The organism is Sporolactobacillus putidus (genome assembly GCF_014647035.1).
Lineage (GTDB): Bacteria > Bacillota > Bacilli > Bacillales > Sporolactobacillaceae > Sporolactobacillus > Sporolactobacillus putidus.
In genome coordinates, this window is record NZ_BMOK01000005.1 from 13,416 (window position 1) to 30,880 (window position 17,465).

Sequence of the window (17,465 nt, forward strand, 5' to 3'; positions counted from 1 at the left end):
ATCTCCTTCCGTTTTTTCTTCTGGCAGATGACAATAACGCAGTTAGCACGAACCGCGAAGTAACATAGATTTGTATCAAGAAAAAAATGATCCGTTTCATATGCCGTTCAGTGGCCATTGATTGAAACAGATCATTCTTTCGATTAAAACAGCATGGTTCCGCTCGATGCAGATAACGCTGACTGGAGTTTTAACGAGCTGAGAAGAAGGCGTATAAAGGATGGCGCCGGTTTTCTGGAATTTGCACCCGATTTTCGCTGAGCCGGGGACAAATCAAAACTTGAGAACAACCATCTTATAAAGACTGTTTTTCCCGAATCATGTCTTCCTGTTTCTTTAATTGATCGGTTAACCAGCCGCTTTTAATTCCCCAAATATAGAACATGACACCAAATACGGCAATAACGAGGAAATCATAGCCAAATGGGATAATATTTAATCCGCCAAACTTGCTGCTGCCGATCCAGGACATGATGATCATGAATGCGAGATAGATAATCAGCCAGACGCCCGCTTTAAGGTCGCGCATGAAGCCCTTGAAATGAGCTTTCGCCTGATAATAGAAATAAATAGGCAGTCCAATGAGAATGATCAACGTCACCTTACCTGTCAGCGGCCATGTTGCCCAGTAATAAATCATGGAAGCTGCAATGAACGCAATCGGAGCAATAACCGGCATTCCTTTGATACGAAGAGGATTCTGGATATCCTCGCCAAAATGTCTGAATACCATGACACAGACGGGCCCTGTCACATATGAAATGAGCGTGGCGACTGAAATAACACTGGCCAGGGATCCCCATCCCCGAAACATGAACAGGAAAAGATAAGAGACAGCAAGGTTCAGCCACATCGCAGCACGCGGAACACCAACGGCCCCATTCACTCGACCGAACACACGAGGGAAAAATCCGTTGCGTTCCATTCCATAAATCATGCGGGCTGTGGTTGCTGTATAAGTAATGCCTGTCCCTGACGGAGAAACAAACGCATCCGCAAATAAGAGAAGGACGAGCCAGTTTAAGCCTAAAGCCATCGCCAGATCCGCAAACGGCGAGTTGAGATTTAAATGAGACCATCCGGATCTGAGCATGTCCGGTGTCACGCCGCCGATGAACGCGGTTTGCAGCAAGATATAGATCACGCCGGCCATGACAATTGAGCTGATCACCGCAATGGGGATTGACCGTCCGGGGTTCTTCGCTTCTCCGGCTAGATTTATCGGGCTCTGAAACCCGTTAAAGGCAAAGACAATTCCGGATGTCGCAACAGCCGTCAGAACACCGGACCAGCCGTTCGGCATAAATCCTCCCTGTTCCGGCGCTACAAAATTATGAGCGTGAAAACCCGCAAACAGAATACCTATAATGGCTGCTGATGGAATAATAAATTTAAAAATTGTAATCGTTGCATTCACTCTGGCAAATAAACGGACCGTAAAATAATTCAAAAGAAAATAAACAAAGACTAGGGCTGCGGCGATGCACAGTCCGGGCAGAGTCAATTCAGAACCATTATAGAGACGATGAGCCCATTCAAAATTCCATGAACTGAGATATTGAGCCGAAGCAACGGCTTCAACGGGAATCACAGACACAATAGCGATCCAGTTGGCCCAGCCGGAAATAAAACCTACCAGTGAACCATGTGAAAACTGGCCGTATCGGACCATTCCTCCTGCTGCGGGAAATAGTGATCCCAATTCGGCAAAAGTCAGACCTATGAACAAGATCAGTACCATCCCGATGATCCATGAGTAAACGGCTGCCGGTCCAGCTACACTGGCTGCTTTCCAGGATCCAAAAAGCCATCCGGAACCGATTATAGAACCCAGCCCGGTCATGGTCAGAGCAAAGGTACGTATCTCACGGCGCATTTTGTTTTTCATCTTTATTCCACACCTTCTGTTATTTATATCTCGCTTTCTTTTTTAACCATAAATATTATTTCAAGTATCATCCGTGTTTTATATCACTATTGTAAACTTATTGTTAACGGGCCATTTAAACATTCTAACATTTTTCCCGAAAAGGGTCATTTCAAAGGATATATTTATCTTGTCAAGGTATTTTTATTAAAAAAATGTGTATGCCAAATAACCCTCCATATGTTTATGGAAGGTTTTTGTATTTGTTTGTTTTAGGTTATATCCTGGAAGAGTTCATTACATTTTAATAACGCGTATAGCCAATAAAGAAGCTTCTTGACTGAATGCCCATAGTTATTGTGCAGTAAATATTATATTCTGATTGAATCAAGAATACGTATAATGCTTTTTTACTGAGGGCAATAGGGTAACAGCCTGGATAGCCAGTGCAAGAAACATATAAACGAGATGAATGAGGCCAATCCCCTGCAGTATATACATTTCAATAGTCAGCCAAATGATTAGAATGAAACCGACATACAGCGAATGTATCCAGGCCCAATGTGTATTTTTATATAAATTGAATACCTCTGCAAGGCGGAATGATTTTTCATTAATCAAAAACGCGGCGACGAGCAGAGGGTAAAGACCCAGTCCAAGAAATAAAATAATTCCCGGAATTAAAAAAGAGTGAAACGTACTGTATTTTAAAAGCGAGAGCGGCATACTGAGAAGCGATCCATTTGGAGCTAGAATTAATGCTCCACCGCCCATCAATGCTCCGATGCCGAGTAAAAGGTGTAAAATAATCAGTACATAACAAGATGTCGTTTTTTTATGGTCTGCTGCTTGCATTTTTTTTCGCCTCCAACCCTTGAAAGAAATAATCTGCACTTTTCATCATCAGTTCAGCGGTCTTTTTTTTCTCTTCGTCCGTTTGACAATGCGCGTATTGCATGGAAAGCATGACTTGCTCATTATTGAATAGAGCAGCGATTAATGGTTTATCAATCCCTTTAATTTTTCCTTTGCGCTCCATCTCTGTCAGGACAGATACATAATAAGAAACATTATTTTCAATAATTTCTCTGGCAAATATATCTCTGGCCATATCATTGTAGAAATGCTCCGAAAAAACCAAGCGCGCCATCTGTGTCCACTGTTCATTAATCCGTTTCCCATAAGCAACGATTAAGGATTTAAACACATCTTCGACATTCATCCTATCCATTTTATCCGTAACCTCGTTTAGGGGGGGGCGCGAAACAGCGAGTGTTCTGACAAAGGTCTGACAAATGTCCGCCATGATCGCCTCTTTCCCCGCATAGTGGTTATAGATTGAGCTTCCCTTGATACCGACTTTGCGCGCTATGTCCCGCATGGATACACCGTTGTATCCCCTTTCTGAAAAAAGAGCTAGTGCACAATCAAAAATGTCCTGCTTTGTACTCAATTTTTCACCTTCTTTTTATTGCTGAATTAATTATAAACTAACGTTAGTTAGTTTTCAAGGCATCTGTTTGGTGCGACGCACAATTTTATTGCCACTATTAGGAGGATTTTCTTAGCAAAAATTCAACGCATTCCGTTTGATTCATTTTTCTGGACACCGCTTCTTTCAAAATAAATAATGTAGGAAACGGATGATTAGGTGGTGGGTGGACTGTGCAATATCATAACCTGGGTAATACTGGCCTGAAAATTTCAAATTTGTCTCTTGGAACAATGGCATTCGGCCGCTGGATTGACGAGCAGGAGTCGGATAAAATCATCGATCTGGCTCTGGACAGCGGAATTAATGTGATTGACACAGCGAATTTTTATGGAAAAGGGCAGGATGAACCGTTCCGATACGGCACCGGCGCGTCTGAAGAAATCATCGGAAGAGCGCTTAAAGGAAGACGCGACAAAGTCGTTCTCGCCACCAAAGTCGGACTGCCAATGGGGCGAGGCGTTAACGAACAGGGGCTGTCGAAGAAACATATACTGCAATCTGTCGATGATTCTCTCCGAAGACTGCAAACCGATTATATCGATTTATACCAGGTGCATCGTTTCGATGAACAGACGCCGCTTGAAGAAACGATGGAAGCCCTGACCAGTCTCGTCAGGCAAGGAAAAGTCAGATACATTGGCTGTTCAAATTTTGCCGCCTGGCAGATCGAAAAGTCGAAGAGAGTTACAGAACTCGGCGGTCTGTCATCATTTATTTCTTCTCAATCGCAGTATAATCTGCTGTCCCGAGAGGCCGAGCAGGAACTCATACCGTACTGTCTCTCAGAAAATGTCGGTTTGCTGGTCTATAGTCCTTTGGCCAGAGGCATGCTGACCGGAAAATACGCTCGTGACAGCAGCTATCCTCAGGGGAGCAGGGCGGCTCAAGGTGAAAAATTGATTTTTCAGTACTTTAATGATCAAAATTTCGATCGGGTGGAGAAATATGAACGTATTGCGGAAAGGTATGATCGAAAGCTAATTCAGTTGGCCTTCGCGTGGATCCTGAATCAGCCGGCCGTCACTTCGGCCATCCTTGGTGCAAGCAAGCCGCACCATGTCACCGACGCCGTGGCCGTCAGCGACTGGAAATGGGACGCCGGTCTGTTGGAAGAAGTTAACCGTATCTAAGTCACCGCATATGTTTCAATTTCAACCATCATTCAGATTAAAACGATGCCGGCATCAGAAATCGATGTCGGGAATTAATGACGATGATCGATAAATCTGGGAGGTAAGTGTTTTGAGAAGATCAACAGCTGTCGTTCTTCTTATTCTTGCTAACCTTTTTTGGGCTGGTAATTATATTTGTGGTAAATATGTGATCGGTGCAATGGAACCTATTCAGATAAATTTTTTGCGTTGGCTGATCGCAGCGATTATTCTTTTCCCACTCGCGCAATTCATTGAAAAGCCGGATTGGAAAGCCATTTGGAAAGAATGGAAGATACTGCTTGTGCTCTCTGTATTAGGTATCATAGGTTACAATGTTTTATTATATGAAGCCCTTTACTTTACGACATCTCTGGATGCAGCTTTAATCAATTCAGTCAATCCGGCCATGATTGCGATCTTTGCAGCCTGGTTATTAAAGGAAAAATTAAGTAAAGTGAATAGTCTAGGATTGGTTGTATCATTGATCGGTGTGCTGCTGGTTCTCACCCATGGAGATCTTTTGCAGGTCTTTGTGATTAAATACAATGCCGGGGATTTATTCATGCTTATGGTGATTATTTCATGGACTTTTTATACGTTGCTAAGCAAAAAAATAAAAAATTTACCGCCAATTGGGGCAACGGCTGTTACCGTAACCTTCAGCTTGCTGCTGATGCTGCCATTTTTTATTCATTCAAATTTTAACTGGTCCTTCACTCCCGCAACAACCTATGGAATTCTTTATCTTGCACTCTTCCCTTCCGTTGGATCGCTGTTATTCTGGAATATTGCCGTCCCAGTGGTAGGAGCAAGCCACGCAGGTATCTTTCTGAATTTGATTACGGTGTTTACGGCAATCATCAGTATTTTATTAGGAAATGGTATCGATCTCTTTCAGATCGTCGGTGGTCTCGTTGTCATCCTTGGTGTCTATTTAACCAATAAGAAATCGGTTAAAAAGTCTGTTAATCATGAATGGATATCATAAACCATATCGGCAGTCAGCTTATCATTCTTGGTGTTTATCTAACGAAACGGAAATCGAATGCCGAGAAGAAATCTTCACTTCAGCGCAGTGAACGGTCTAATGTTTGGTATAGATGTGATCAAGCATGTGCAGGAAATGCTGAATGGCAACGGTTCAAAGATCATCAAGTGTGGGGATCACGTGATCTGGTGGGCGGCGCAAATCTGGGTCCGTCTGTACTGAGAACCAAAATTTAGTCAATTATTATTTCTATATTAGCTAATTAGCTATATAATAAAATTGATCCAAGGAGAAGCTTAAGGCAGGTGAATTTTATGAACGAGAAGGTTTTCAAGGCGATGTCCGACAAGACTCGCAGGGAAATCATCGAGCTATTAAAGGATGGACCGAAAACAGCGGGAGAGATTTCAGATCACTTCTCTTCCGCACAGCCAACAATCAGTCGTCACCTAAGTGTGCTGAAAAATGCCGACTTGGTGGTGGATGAACGGGAAGGGACCTTTATTGTTTACCGACTTAACACAACCATTTTACAGGAATGGCTTGCGTGGCTTCTTAAACACTTTGGAGGTGGTGATCGTGATGAATAAGAAAAGGGCAATGCCCTGGTGGGGCTGGTTTTCATGGATTCTGGTAATTGTGCTGGGGTGTTTGACGTATCTTCATCTTGCCGGGCAGGCAAATCAGAGGAGTCCTCATCTGCTTGCGGTTGCATACGAGCCTGCCATCATGTTGATTATTATTCTCCTGTGGCATGTGTTATGGAAAATTGATCCGAAGAGGCGGAACTATGCATCTTTCTGGCAGACTTATCGCTATATCGGCGGCGTCATTGTTGTATGTATCGGGTTGATCTATCTCACGGTTCTGGGACATCTTTTACACGTCGCATCGATGCGACTCGCTCCGACTGCATTCGGTATCATGTTCATGCTGATCGCCAACGTTTTGCCCCGCCTTCAACCCAATTGGTGGGTTGGCTTCCGGACACCCTGGACGCTTTCAAACAGGAAGAGCTGGATTCGAACGCATCGTTTGGGTGGACAATTGGGCGTTCTCATGGGAATTCTGATTATTATTATCGGCTGGGTTTTGCCTACCACTGTCATGATGACTATGGCTGTTATCCTAACCATTCTATTATGGGTACTCATTGTGGGTATCGCTTCGTATTTTTACGCTAAAAAGGAGTAACGCAAACGTCAAATAGTTTCCGTGCTGACACTGTTGCTGACAAACGTCAGCAGCAGTTTTTTAGGGTGCGCCCGGCTTGGATCCCATATTGTGCTGAACGGCGATAGAGTCACGCAACAGGCGGTCTTTTGCGTCATGACATGCAATGATTGAAAGATCCGTCTCTTGTTTAGCCGGGCATGCTCTTGTTTAATAGCTTTGTTGCCCAATCCGATGCATCTTTCGTTCGGGGGTCAGGACAACAGGAGCTGGTAAGCCCAGCGTTTACCATCAGGCTTATTGAGATAAATAATGCCCCTGTAGTCAAATCCGGCTTTTTGAATCACACGCTGCATCGCGTGATTGTCGGGGTGTGTATCGATTCTGATGTCGGAACTACCCATTAATCCGGCGGCGGTGATCAGGTATCCTATTAGCGTCGAGGATAAGTGCCGGCCGCGAAAATCAGGCGACATGGCGATCCTGTGAATCGAACGATAAACGGGCTTATCGGAAACCGTCCAGCTGCCCTCTTCAATTTCTTCATAAGACGGATCTTTTTTGTTAAGAATAACACCGGTACCGGCAATTTGACCATCAATGATGAGAACATAACTGACTTGCTGCTTCATGTCACTATGTAAGGTTGCCTCGTCCGGATAACCATCCTGCCATTGATTGATACCGTTTGCTTTCAGCAGTAATTTGGCGCTTTCGATCATTTTGCTGATCTCAGGCAAATCTTTGTCTATTGTTTTGCGCAAATAAGTTGCCAAATATCATTTCCCCTATCTTTTTATGATGAGCGATTTATGATGCGTATCGAGATAATAGAAAATGACGCCATATGCATATAAAGTTAAATTCTCGCTGAGTAACACGGTTATTCATACTTTTATGGACTATATTACATATTTCTCCTACAAAATGGAAGCCATATCTGTTCTCTTGTACGGGGGAAACCGGGATGCCCGCGGAGTCAGTGTGACCGCTCTTTTTTTCCATAATGAAACAGTCCCGCTCTTTGAAAGATGAAGAGGGGGATCACATTCATCACCGCCGCAAACAGCCCAATCCCGATAAACCCATGAAACTGGCCAAACAAGAGTCCGCCAATAATGCCCCCGACTGTGGTGCCGGCATACATTACGGCACTGGTTAGTGCAGAAACCGTACCCCGGGCTGACGGTGCAAGCGATTGAAGAGTGCCCATGAGTACCGGGAAAATAAAACCGCCGACTAAAAAAATGAGGAAGAACAGGCTTTCGGCGATCCACAGGGATCCGGAGAAGGGAAGAAGTGCATAAGTGACGGATAAGAAAATTAAAGAAAAGAGCACGGATTTTGCTGTGCCCAATTTAGCGACAAGCTTGCTGCCAAAAAGTGATCCGATTAAATTGCCGATCCCGAGCAGGATCATGTTCGTGCCAATAGAGGCGACATCCAGAGAAAAATCTTGGGTGAACCAGGTTCCGAAAAACGCGTATGAAGTAAAAAAACCGGTTTGAAACATGAAGTAGGCCGCAAAATATTTAAGGGCGCGGGGCGCCTTCATCACAGATATGTAAATTTGTCCCATGTTACTGCTCGTGTTTGTTCGCGTAGTCGGTATGGATGGCAGCATCAAGAGGATAGCGACATTCAGGAGCAGCGCAGAGAGAGAAAGAACAAAAAACGGGGCGTGCCATGAAAAAACGGCAAGATAGCTGCCTGCGGGAAGACCAAGCATTTGGGAGACAGAAAGGCCGGCAGTCGCGAAGCCCATTGTTTGGATAACTGCTTTTGGTGCGACCAGCTGCGGAATGGCAGCCCAAACTTGCGGGGAAACGAAAGCGGCACTGATGCCGGCCAGGAATCTGAAAAGAATCATCGTCCAAAAACTTGGAGAGACGGCACACAAGAAGGTTGCCAGGGCAAAACCAAACAAGCCGAGGACCATAACTTTTTTTCGGTCCGTGCCGTCGGATAAGGGACCGGCAATCAGTGCGAATAGGGCATAGCCCAGTGCATAAGCGCTGATCATCCATCCCGAAAGATTGGATGGCGTATGGTACGCATGGCTGAGTGTCGGTAAGAGCGGCGAAATGAGAAAAGTGTCTGTTCCGATAATAAACATGGTGATAAAAAAGAGTACTGAGATTTTCTTCATTATGATCTCCTTCATAATTTTATTGTTCTACAATAGTGAAACTATAAAATAAATAAATACCCGGATTCACAAAGAATCCAGGAAACCTGGCAGATACTCATCAAAAACATCACGGCGCAGGCTGACGTATTTTGTTCGAATGTCCTTGCGTGTACTGATCAGTCCGGCTTCTCTCAGTGTTCTGAAGTGATACGACGCAGTTGATTTTGCAATGCTCATCCTTTCGCCAATGTCTCCGCAGCTTAATTCCCCCGGCGTGTCGCGCAGCGTCCGAACTATGTCTAATCGTGTTTCGTCAGCCAGAGCCTTTAACATCGGAACAAGTACTTGTTTTTTGTTTTGTTGTTTTATATTCATGGAACTATGGTACAACGCTCAATAAACCGTGTCAACAAGTTCATACATCACGCAGCTGTGTTTAGCGGCAACCGTATGGTATTTCAGGAAAATTTGTTCATGAACTGAGGCGCCGTCATTATGAATGTTTCTGTATCATCATAACTTAAGTACCTGAGATGCTTAGAGCAAGAGTTGGCGTACAAATGGAAACACAACGAGTTTTACAGTATAATTGTTATGACGTATGAACACACTAATGAAGGCATAAAAATGAGTGCGGATGTGATGAATTTGGAAAGAAAAGTAATCAAGTTTGGAAACAGCTTAGGTTCCACCTTCCCTAAAAAGGTTCTCAATCATCTCAATGTTCAGCATGGGGATCAGATTATCTATCGCCTGAATGACGATGGGACCGTTACTATAGAAAAACAAACAAAAGTCAATCTTCCTCATCATATTGATTTGGACTTTATAAATACCGTGAGTGAAGTGATCGATGAATATGATGAAGCGATTAAGAAACTGGCAAAAAGATGAGCGAAATCGAATTTTTAACCGAGGAAGAATTGATTTTTATTAACGCCGTATTGATTCAAAGAGATACACCCAATGAGGATATAGGTGTTAAGGAACCGGCGTTGTTAAACAGCGCTGTAAACAGGCCGAAACAATCGGCTTTTGGTAAAGACGCTTATCCGGATATCTATGGTAAAGCGGCGGCTCTTTTTCAAAGTGTAGTTCAGAATCATTGTTTCTTTAATGCGAATAAACGAACGGGTTTTGTTGCGTTGGTTACATTTTTAAAAAAGAATGGCGTCGCCTTTAAAGCAGCAACGGAAGAGATTGTCGAATTTACCGTTAAACTATCAGACCGGCAAAATGAGGTTAGTCTTGCCGATATCAGCGAATGGATCAAAAGCCGCTCAAAAGAAGCGGAGAAACCGGAGGGTCATGATTTACCCTAATCTGTATGATTTCTCTTTAAATGAACCTTCAGCCCCGCCGGATTATAAAGGTTAAGGTTGAAGCCAGTCGTAAAAAGACGGAGTCATCGCAGATTCGCTAAAAAAGTGCTCTGCCAGAGGATTGACGCCCTCTCAGTCAGGCACTTTTTTGTTTTCTTTAAATCAGTCTGCCGAACGTGTACGGAAAATGACGGTTGATCGCTCCGGCCGACGGCTCTCCATTTTCAGTCAGTGTACATGCAGTTTTTGGAGCTGTTTCCGGCGCCATTTGTGTTCTGCTCTGGCGGTTTCCAGCCCCGGCGCGTGGAGTGTCAGGGCGACAATACACGCGATGCTGCACAGGAAGGCGATCAGCCGGAAGGTCGGCACAAATCCGCCAAGCAGTCCTGAGATAAACGATGCCGACAGGCCGCCCAGTCCGAAGCCCTGATAGACGATGCCGTAGTTCTGGCTCTGATTTTTCAGGCCGAAGAATTCGGAGACGATGGTCGGGAAAATGGTGATATTTCCTCCGAAACAGAACGCGACTCCGGAGACGCAGATGAAGAACAGCGGATAGCTTAACGCGGCGCTGCTGAGCGTGACCGCCGCGGCCGCGGTGACGAGCAATGCGGCGGCGACGACTTTCAGGCGATCGCAATGATCGGAAAGCGCACCGAGAACCAGCCGGCCCGCGGTATTAAACAGCGCTACCAGGGCAACCGCATTGGCCGCTGTTGCCGCATCCAGCCGGGCCAGGCTCGTGCCGATGTTCGCAACGCTCCCGATCATATACAGCCCGCTCATGCAGGCGGTGAACAGAACGAAGAATAACAGATAGGCTTGTTTTGTTTTCAGCATTTCACCGACAACAAAATCGTGCTGCGGTGCTGCCGCCCGGCTCGAATCTTTTTTCGCCGCGATCAACGGTGCCTTTCTGATCAGAAGCAGCCCGCCGCCGATCATGGCAAACGAAATGACGCCCCAATAGAAGAAAGTCTGGAAAACGCCGACCGTTTGAATCAGAAAAGCCAGCACATATTTAAACAGCACACTGCCAATACCGTAAGCGCCGATCGCGATTCCGGACACCAGCCCTTTCCGCTCCGGAAACCACTGAATCGCATTTGACAGGGTGGTCATGTAGGCAATGCCGTTCGACGCGCCGACAAGAATACCGGCAGCGATATACAGCATCCAGAGCGCAGAAGCCAGCGAGCTCAGCGCCAGCCCGGTTCCCATGCCGATGGCGGAAAGGATGAGCAGCCCGCGGATACCGAATTTCTCCTGAATTTTACTTGCTGATAACGTCGACAGGCTCAGCGCGAAACTCATGATCGAAAAAGTTGTCGCGACGGCGCCGACATTCCAGCCGAATTTATCGCCCAGCGGCTGATTAAACAGACTCCATGTATAAATGGTCCCAAGCCCTATCATGACGATGACCGTTCCCGCAAGAATCGGCCAGCGAACGGTTTTTTTGCTTGTTCCTCCTGCAGTCGTCATTTTAATCTCCCCTTAATTTCAAGTATAAAAGGTGGTTGATTAATTCCCTAACACCTAAAGTATACCGGGGAGACCCGCATATGAAACGCTTTCATCATCAGATGGCATGAACCGGGCATGAACGGCGGTCAGAGATGCATGAGCTGCCTGAAATCCTTCATGTTGCTTCGGCTGACCGGGATTTCCGCGTCACAATCCTCAAGCCGGAGCAGATAAGTCTGATTAAACCATTGAACGATTTCATGGATTTTGGACAGGTTGACGACATAAGAGCGGTGGCAGCGGAAGAATTGATTCTTCGGCAGTTTTTTGTAAAAATCCGAAATGCTCTCATGGATCGTATAACATTCCATTTTTGTGTGCACGTCAGTCACTTTTTCCCTCGCTTCCGCGTAGTAAATGTCGTCCACATCCGTCACGATGATTTTTTCATCTTTTTTCAGATTGATCCGGGTCGTCTTTTGCGCACCCTCCGCCGGTTTTGTCGCTTCGGCAGGCTGGTGATCGCGCCGATACGCGGCTTCCAGTTTCTTAAGCACACTTGCGATCCGCTTCTCATCATAAGGTTTCAATATATAGTCGAACGCGTCCAGCTCAAAGGCCTGGGCGGCGTGTTTTTCATACGCGGTTGTAAAAATGATGTACGGTTTCTTCGTGAACTTGCTAATATTGCCGGCCAGCAGCATGCCGTCCAGAGACGGAATGTTGATGTCCAGAAAGAGGACATCCGTCTCGTTTTCCTGCAAAAACTTCAGCACATCCAGCCCGTCGCTGAACGTATCGGTAATCTCGATGGAACTGTAGGTTTCAATCAGAAACTGGAGTTCCTCCTTGGCCGGCAATTCGTCCTCTACAATGATGCCCTTCATTTATTCCGCCCTCTCGATATCGAAATAGACCTCGGTGCCCGGGGACAGCCGCCGGATCACCAGCCCTTTACCGTAAATCAGTTTGACCCGCTGATGCACATTGTACAGACCGATTTTTTTCTCAGACACATTATCCTTATATACATCGTCGATAATTTTACGGTCGATGCCCGGTCCTGTGTCCGAGACACTGATGCGGACCTTGTCTCCCAGGTCTTTCACAGAAATGGAGACCAGCCCGGGCTCTTTCGACTTTAAAATGCCGTGCTTAATCGCGTTTTCAACGAGCGGCTGAAGAATCAGGCTCGGAATCTTTACATCTTTGGCGTCCATATCATACCGGACATTGACACGGTCGCCGAACCGGGCCTGTTCGATCGCGACGTAATCCTTGACCTGCTCGATTTCTTTGTGAATATCAATTCGTTCGTCCGTGAGCTCCAGATTATAACGCATATAACCGGACAGATTGATGATCAGCTCGCGCGCTTTGGCCGGGTTGGTCCGTGTCAGGGACGCGATTGTATTCAAAGCGTTAAACAGAAAATGCGGATTGATTTTCGTCTGCAGCGCCTTGACCTCCGCTTTATTCGCCGCTTCCTTCATCTGCTGGACGCGCGAGACTTCCATCAGCGTTGAAATGATCTGCGACAGGCCGATTGCCATCGTCTGCATGGAATGGGTCATGACGTAGGCCTTTTTAAAGTAAATTTTCAGCGTGCCCGTGACTTCATCATTCTCTTTCAACGGCATGATGAGCACGTCCTTCATGCCGGGGATATGATGCTCCGCCTCATAGTGGGCCACTGTGATCTTCCCGGTCCGGATCGCCTCTTTGGTGATGTCACTGACCACCCCGCCGCCGATGTGATACCGCTCTTCGCCGTACCCGACATAAGCCAGCACGTCCTTGGTATCCGTCATCGCCGTCGCGTCCGCATGAAGTTTCTCCTTAATGATCGTGCAGATAGTTTTCAGCGACTCGCTGTTGATGTTCCGGAAATAGGGCAGGGTCTGATTGGCGATATCGAGCGACAGCTTCGCCTGCCGCGACGCGATTCGCTCCCGCTCGCCTTCCACACTCTGGACGAGCAGGACAATCAAGCCGATGTTCAGATCCCCGGCGATCATCGGGAACGCAATCTGCGACACGATGGTCCAGCCGACAGCGAATGTACGGGTCATCAGCAGAATCAGGATCATCGTCAGGGCCTCACAGGTCATGCCGGTGATGATTCCGTAGATCCAGCGCAAGGATTTTTTCACCTTTTTATGGATCAGCCCGGAAACGACACCGGCCACCGCGCTGGAAATAAAACAGGGCACACTGGTCACGCCGCCGATATCAATCAGGTAGCGATGCAGCCCGGAAACGAGCCCGGTGATTGTTCCGGCCACCGGGCCGAACAAAATCCCGCTGGAGACAATCGTCACAATCCGGATGTTAACAAGCGACCCGTCCACCGGAATCCCCGAATACGAACTGAACACCGCGAACAAGGTAAAGACCGCCGTAATCACCGTCAGTTCAAACGGCGAATGATTCTCCCGCTGGAGAATTTCCTTAAACCGGGGAATCCGTGTCAGCAAAAACAGAATCGTCAGCAGCAAAGCCGCTCGTTCACACATGCGAAACAGCATATCAAATGAAGATGTCATCATGGTTACCTTCTTAATGTCCCGAAGATCAGATCCATAAAAAGATGGAAAAACTGCAGTTCAAAACAAGCCGGCTTATTATAAACCGGGCATCCATTCGACTGCTATCCTCCATTAATTATAATTATTCGACACCGTTCCCTTCCATCCTTCAACGAGGTCGGTTTTCGATGAAGAAGAACCACTCTTACTTTTGGTACGTAATTGTTCAACAAGAGATATGTTCCAACAGGCATAACCCACATGGATTACGTTACTGATTTAAATACCGTAAAATCGTGCAATCGTTTCGGGTGCTTATGCTTCCTGCCGATCAATCAAGCGTTTTTGTAAAGAATCAATCCTCTCGGCTCGGTTTATACTAAGCGCCGAGGAGGTGAGGGACTTGGCTAAAGACGTGCTTTGTGAAGTGAACAACTGTACCTTTTGGGATACCGGAAACAAGTGTGCTGCTGATGCCATTTATGTGGTCAGCCATAAGGGTAAACAGGCGTCCAATAGTGAAGAAACGGATTGCAAAACCTTTGAACAGACCAAATAATTCTCGATGAGATTTTTTGCGGAATAGGTACAGGCAAGCTAAAAAGCGGGAGGGCGGCCATACACTCCCGCTTTTCCTTAAAATACAAAGTCAGTGCAGCTGTTTGTTCATGTTAAACCATTGAATCTCGCCGTGCTGCGAAGCGGCGATTCCTTGATTCACGTAGCCGCTTTTTTTCGTAAAAGGGAATCAGTTTTTTTTCGGCATGTCAGGGTTACGGTTAACCGATCGCTATGAATTTATTTAGTTTCCCCGGCGCCATCCTTTTGTGCCCTTTTTTGCAAAACCTGTAAATGCTCCCTTTGCTAAATCCGTGTTATTGTTTTGTTATCTTTTTGTTGATGCATTGTCAGGTTTTTCTTCTAGAATAAAGAAAGTTCAAGAAGGGAAGGTTGACGGTGCTATGTGGATCCATAAGCTGCGAAAGAAGAAACTTCAGTTCACTCTTATAGGAGTTATCCTCTTTTTTGCCTCAGCGATTTTCAGTGCCTGCCTCATTTTCACTGTGGAAACAAGCAATTATGCGGCAGACTATTATTCAAAGAAAAATTCCCCTGATTTGTTTGTCAACATAAGCCGGGGAGCTCCGGCCAAGCAGCTGCTTGCTCAAGCGAGAAGCAACAAAGATTTTACGCATATTGCAACACTCGACGGCCGCAATGTCGCCGACAAGCTGATGTCCGGAGGCCGCGACATCACACCGGGCTTTTTTTCCTTTTACGCCCTGCCAGACTACCGTTCGGTCTCATGGAAAATCACGCCTCAGACAGGAACTATGAATAAAAAAGGGCCTGCGGCAGGCGAGATTTGGGTGCCCGGCGTTTTTGCCGACCAGAAAGGCATCAGGACCGGTGATAAAATCACCCTGCAGGGTGCCTCGAATAGGACGCTCACCGTTTCTGAAATCATTAACGATGCCACCTGCCCGTCAAGCATGTTCGGAATTTATCCCTTTTATGTCTCCCAGGCGACACTCTCCTCGTTAAAGGGCGGAAAACCCACTGTCCTGCTCGCTATCAACTCGAAAACGGATTATTCCAGTGCGGAAACCTGGCTGCACAACCTGCCGCCCTCTATAACAAACGCCTTGTCGGGGACTTTCAATGTCTCGCAGCTGCTGCTCAGCTTTACCATGTTCACGCTCATCCTTGGCAGCATCGGCATGCTTTCCGCAATCCTGATTTTCGTGGTGTCGATTGTTATTATCCGTTTTCTGATCAAAAACAATCTCATAAAGGAGTATCGCTCCATCGGAATTTATAAGGCGATGGGTTTCACAAACGGGCAGATCGCGGGCTTTTATCTCAAGTGCTATGCACTCGTCGGCGCCGTCGGGCTTACGCTCGGATCGGCGGCGGGTCTGCCGCTCGGCTATGCTGTCGGAATAACGATTACGCGATACATCGGAGGATTTCAACTTTCATTTATGTCTGTGCTGCTCTCTTCGGGGGGCGCTGCAGCGCTTTTCATCCTGCTGCTTTTATCTGTCTGGCACGCCCACCGGCGCATCCGGCGTATTACGCCGGTGCAGGCCCTGCAGATCGGCCTGAGTTCCTCACCGAAAAAACTCAGACGCTCGGTGCTGCCTCACGCTTTTTCTCCGCTTGCAACGGCAATCAACGATGTGTGCAAACATCGTTCGTACAGCGTCATGTTTGTGCTGATTCTTACGGTCAGTTTTTATCTGAGCACCTTTTTTATCAGCATCAACTACACCGTTGACCATATTGCGGAGAATTCGGATATTTGGTTCGGCATACCGCGTGCGGAGTATTATGTCAGCGGCAACCTTACCCCGGAAAAAATCGCCGCGATTCAACATGACCCGGCGGTTTTGAACAGCGTGTACGGCTCGCCGTTAACACCTGCCAGCATCAAAACCGAAAAGAACAGCTACGGCGCAAACTTTAATGACAGCTCTGTCATCAGCTGGAACCATTTATCGGACAGGAACTTTTTCAACGCCAGCAAAATCGGGCGCCCGCCGAAATACGCGAATGAGATCGCCGTAAGCAGCGGCTCCATTAAAGGCTCTTCCCTCAGCGTCGGAGATTACGTGACATTGACCATAGGCAACAGCAAAAAATCCTATCTTGTCACCGGCATTTATGACAATATGATGCACGCGAGCAAAACGATCGAAATGAGCAACCAGTCGCTGAAAGAGACGGGTCTTCCCTACCGGCCGGGCATGGTGGCCGTTAAGCTCAAAAGCGGAGCGGACTATGCCGCCTTCGCCGCACGTATGAAGCATGATCTTGGTCTCACCGCGGATCGAACGCCGAAGGACGTGCAGGATTCGATCACAGGTGTCGAAGAGATCATGAATCCGGTAACGATCATGCTCGTTGCGGTTTTTATCACCTTCAGCCTGCTTAATATTCTCAACCTGCTGCTGACCACGCAGCTCGACAATCGCCGAAAGTTCGGCATCCTCAAGGCGATGGGCTTCACAACCGCCTATATCAGCATGCAAAATCTGTTCAAGACCCTGCTGCTGTCACTGCTCAGCGCTGCGTTTGCCGTCGCGCTGCATCTGACGCTTTCACCCTTAATGTTTTACTCAATGATGGGTATCCCTGCGCTTGTGAACAGCCCGCAGGAATTAATCATTCTCATCGGATCGATTTTCGCAGGCATACTTGCGCTGACACTGCTCTTCTGCATTCCGCTGCGCAAGATTTCACCGGTTGAGCTGATGGAGGAATAGAGTGCGGGATTGAGGAGGAAAACGGAAGGTATTTCGAATACGAATACATTGCAAGTATGGAGGGCTCACAT

Annotated in this window: 19 protein-coding genes; 9 read left to right on the top strand and 10 right to left on the bottom strand. The window is 46.7% G+C overall.

What is annotated here, in order from left to right; genetic code table 11:
• Positions 1 to 295 precede the first annotated feature (295 nt).
• The 3 genes from IEX81_RS06990 to IEX81_RS07000 all read right to left on the bottom strand — a co-directional run bounded on the left by IEX81_RS06990 (position 296) and on the right by IEX81_RS07000 (position 3,320).
• Positions 296 to 1,888, bottom strand: coding sequence for an APC family permease (locus IEX81_RS06990; RefSeq protein WP_188802372.1), 1,593 nt, complete (start codon positions 1,886 to 1,888; stop codon positions 296 to 298).
• A gap of 366 nt (positions 1,889 to 2,254) precedes the next feature.
• The gene (locus IEX81_RS06995; protein ID WP_188802373.1) at positions 2,255 to 2,722 is read right to left on the bottom strand and encodes a hypothetical protein; all 468 of its coding nucleotides are present in this window, start codon (positions 2,720 to 2,722) and stop codon (positions 2,255 to 2,257) included.
• Positions 2,703 to 3,320 carry a TetR/AcrR family transcriptional regulator gene (locus IEX81_RS07000; RefSeq protein WP_188802374.1) on the bottom strand — a complete coding sequence of 206 codons (618 nt, stop codon included), beginning with the start codon at positions 3,318 to 3,320 and terminating at the stop codon, positions 2,703 to 2,705. The genes IEX81_RS06995 and IEX81_RS07000 overlap by 20 nt, the downstream gene beginning before the upstream one ends.
• 212 nt (positions 3,321 to 3,532) lie before the next feature.
• On the opposite strand from IEX81_RS07000, the gene IEX81_RS07005 reads away from it, so the two are divergent.
• The 5 genes from IEX81_RS07005 (at position 3,533) to IEX81_RS07025 (ending at position 6,698) form a co-directional block, all read left to right on the top strand.
• On the top strand, positions 3,533 to 4,492 hold the full coding sequence (locus tag IEX81_RS07005) for an aldo/keto reductase (RefSeq protein WP_188802375.1): 960 nt from the start codon (positions 3,533 to 3,535) through the stop codon (positions 4,490 to 4,492).
• A gap of 112 nt (positions 4,493 to 4,604) precedes the next feature.
• Positions 4,605 to 5,504 (top strand): DMT family transporter, encoded by a 900-nt coding sequence (locus tag IEX81_RS07010; RefSeq protein ID WP_188802376.1) that lies wholly within the window; start codon positions 4,605 to 4,607, stop codon positions 5,502 to 5,504.
• A 57-nt stretch (positions 5,505 to 5,561) separates the two neighbouring features.
• Positions 5,562 to 5,726, top strand: coding sequence for a hypothetical protein (locus IEX81_RS07015; protein WP_188802377.1), 165 nt, complete (start codon positions 5,562 to 5,564; stop codon positions 5,724 to 5,726).
• Between the two features lie 92 nt (positions 5,727 to 5,818).
• Positions 5,819 to 6,094 (top strand): autorepressor SdpR family transcription factor, encoded by a 276-nt coding sequence (locus IEX81_RS07020; protein WP_188802378.1) that lies wholly within the window; start codon positions 5,819 to 5,821, stop codon positions 6,092 to 6,094.
• Positions 6,087 to 6,698 (top strand): SdpI family protein, encoded by a 612-nt coding sequence (locus IEX81_RS07025; RefSeq protein WP_188802379.1) that lies wholly within the window; start codon positions 6,087 to 6,089, stop codon positions 6,696 to 6,698. Before IEX81_RS07020 ends, IEX81_RS07025 begins: the two co-directional genes overlap by 8 nt.
• A gap of 8 nt (positions 6,699 to 6,706) precedes the next feature.
• Here IEX81_RS07025 and IEX81_RS07030 read toward each other — a convergent pair whose 3' ends face one another.
• The 4 genes from IEX81_RS07030 to IEX81_RS07045 form a co-directional block, all read right to left on the bottom strand.
• Positions 6,707 to 6,907 (bottom strand): hypothetical protein, encoded by a 201-nt coding sequence (locus IEX81_RS07030; protein WP_188802380.1) that lies wholly within the window; start codon positions 6,905 to 6,907, stop codon positions 6,707 to 6,709.
• Positions 6,908 to 6,931: 24 nt separating this feature from the next.
• Complete coding sequence (locus IEX81_RS07035; RefSeq protein WP_229727508.1) at positions 6,932 to 7,453, bottom strand: GNAT family N-acetyltransferase; 522 nt, start codon at positions 7,451 to 7,453, stop codon at positions 6,932 to 6,934.
• A gap of 203 nt (positions 7,454 to 7,656) precedes the next feature.
• Complete coding sequence (locus IEX81_RS07040) at positions 7,657 to 8,826, bottom strand: MFS transporter (RefSeq protein WP_188802381.1); 1,170 nt, start codon at positions 8,824 to 8,826, stop codon at positions 7,657 to 7,659.
• Positions 8,827 to 8,892: 66 nt separating this feature from the next.
• A complete protein-coding gene (locus tag IEX81_RS07045) occupies positions 8,893 to 9,183 on the bottom strand; it encodes an ArsR/SmtB family transcription factor (protein ID WP_188802382.1) in 291 nt (96 codons plus the stop codon).
• Positions 9,184 to 9,435: 252 nt separating this feature from the next.
• On the opposite strand from IEX81_RS07045, the gene IEX81_RS07050 reads away from it, so the two are divergent.
• Entirely contained in the window at positions 9,436 to 9,702 is a 267-nt protein-coding gene (locus IEX81_RS07050) for an AbrB/MazE/SpoVT family DNA-binding domain-containing protein (RefSeq protein WP_229727509.1), read from the top strand.
• Positions 9,699 to 10,130: a type II toxin-antitoxin system death-on-curing family toxin gene (locus tag IEX81_RS07055; protein ID WP_188802383.1), complete on the top strand. Its 432-nt coding sequence runs from the start codon at positions 9,699 to 9,701 to the stop codon at positions 10,128 to 10,130. Before IEX81_RS07050 ends, IEX81_RS07055 begins: the two co-directional genes overlap by 4 nt.
• Before the next feature lie 228 nt (positions 10,131 to 10,358).
• On the opposite strand, the gene IEX81_RS07060 is transcribed toward IEX81_RS07055, so the two are convergent.
• The 3 genes from IEX81_RS07060 to IEX81_RS07070 all read right to left on the bottom strand — a co-directional run bounded on the left by IEX81_RS07060 (position 10,359) and on the right by IEX81_RS07070 (position 14,143).
• Positions 10,359 to 11,615 carry an L-lactate MFS transporter gene (locus IEX81_RS07060; protein ID WP_188802384.1) on the bottom strand — a complete coding sequence of 419 codons (1,257 nt, stop codon included), beginning with the start codon at positions 11,613 to 11,615 and terminating at the stop codon, positions 10,359 to 10,361.
• Between the two features lie 128 nt (positions 11,616 to 11,743).
• Positions 11,744 to 12,484, bottom strand: a complete 741-nt coding sequence (locus tag IEX81_RS07065) for a LytR/AlgR family response regulator transcription factor (protein WP_188802385.1) — start codon at positions 12,482 to 12,484, stop codon at positions 11,744 to 11,746.
• On the bottom strand, positions 12,485 to 14,143 hold the full coding sequence (locus IEX81_RS07070; RefSeq protein ID WP_188802386.1) for a sensor histidine kinase: 1,659 nt from the start codon (positions 14,141 to 14,143) through the stop codon (positions 12,485 to 12,487). It lies immediately after the preceding gene.
• Between the two features lie 385 nt (positions 14,144 to 14,528).
• On the opposite strand from IEX81_RS07070, the gene IEX81_RS07075 reads away from it, so the two are divergent.
• Together IEX81_RS07075 and IEX81_RS07080 are read left to right on the top strand one after the other, a co-directional pair.
• The gene (locus IEX81_RS07075; protein ID WP_188802387.1) at positions 14,529 to 14,684 is read left to right on the top strand and encodes a DUF1540 domain-containing protein; all 156 of its coding nucleotides are present in this window, start codon (positions 14,529 to 14,531) and stop codon (positions 14,682 to 14,684) included.
• Positions 14,685 to 15,087: 403 nt separating this feature from the next.
• Complete coding sequence (locus IEX81_RS07080) at positions 15,088 to 17,394, top strand: ABC transporter permease (RefSeq protein WP_188802388.1); 2,307 nt, start codon at positions 15,088 to 15,090, stop codon at positions 17,392 to 17,394.
• The last annotated feature ends 71 nt before the right edge of the window (positions 17,395 to 17,465 follow it).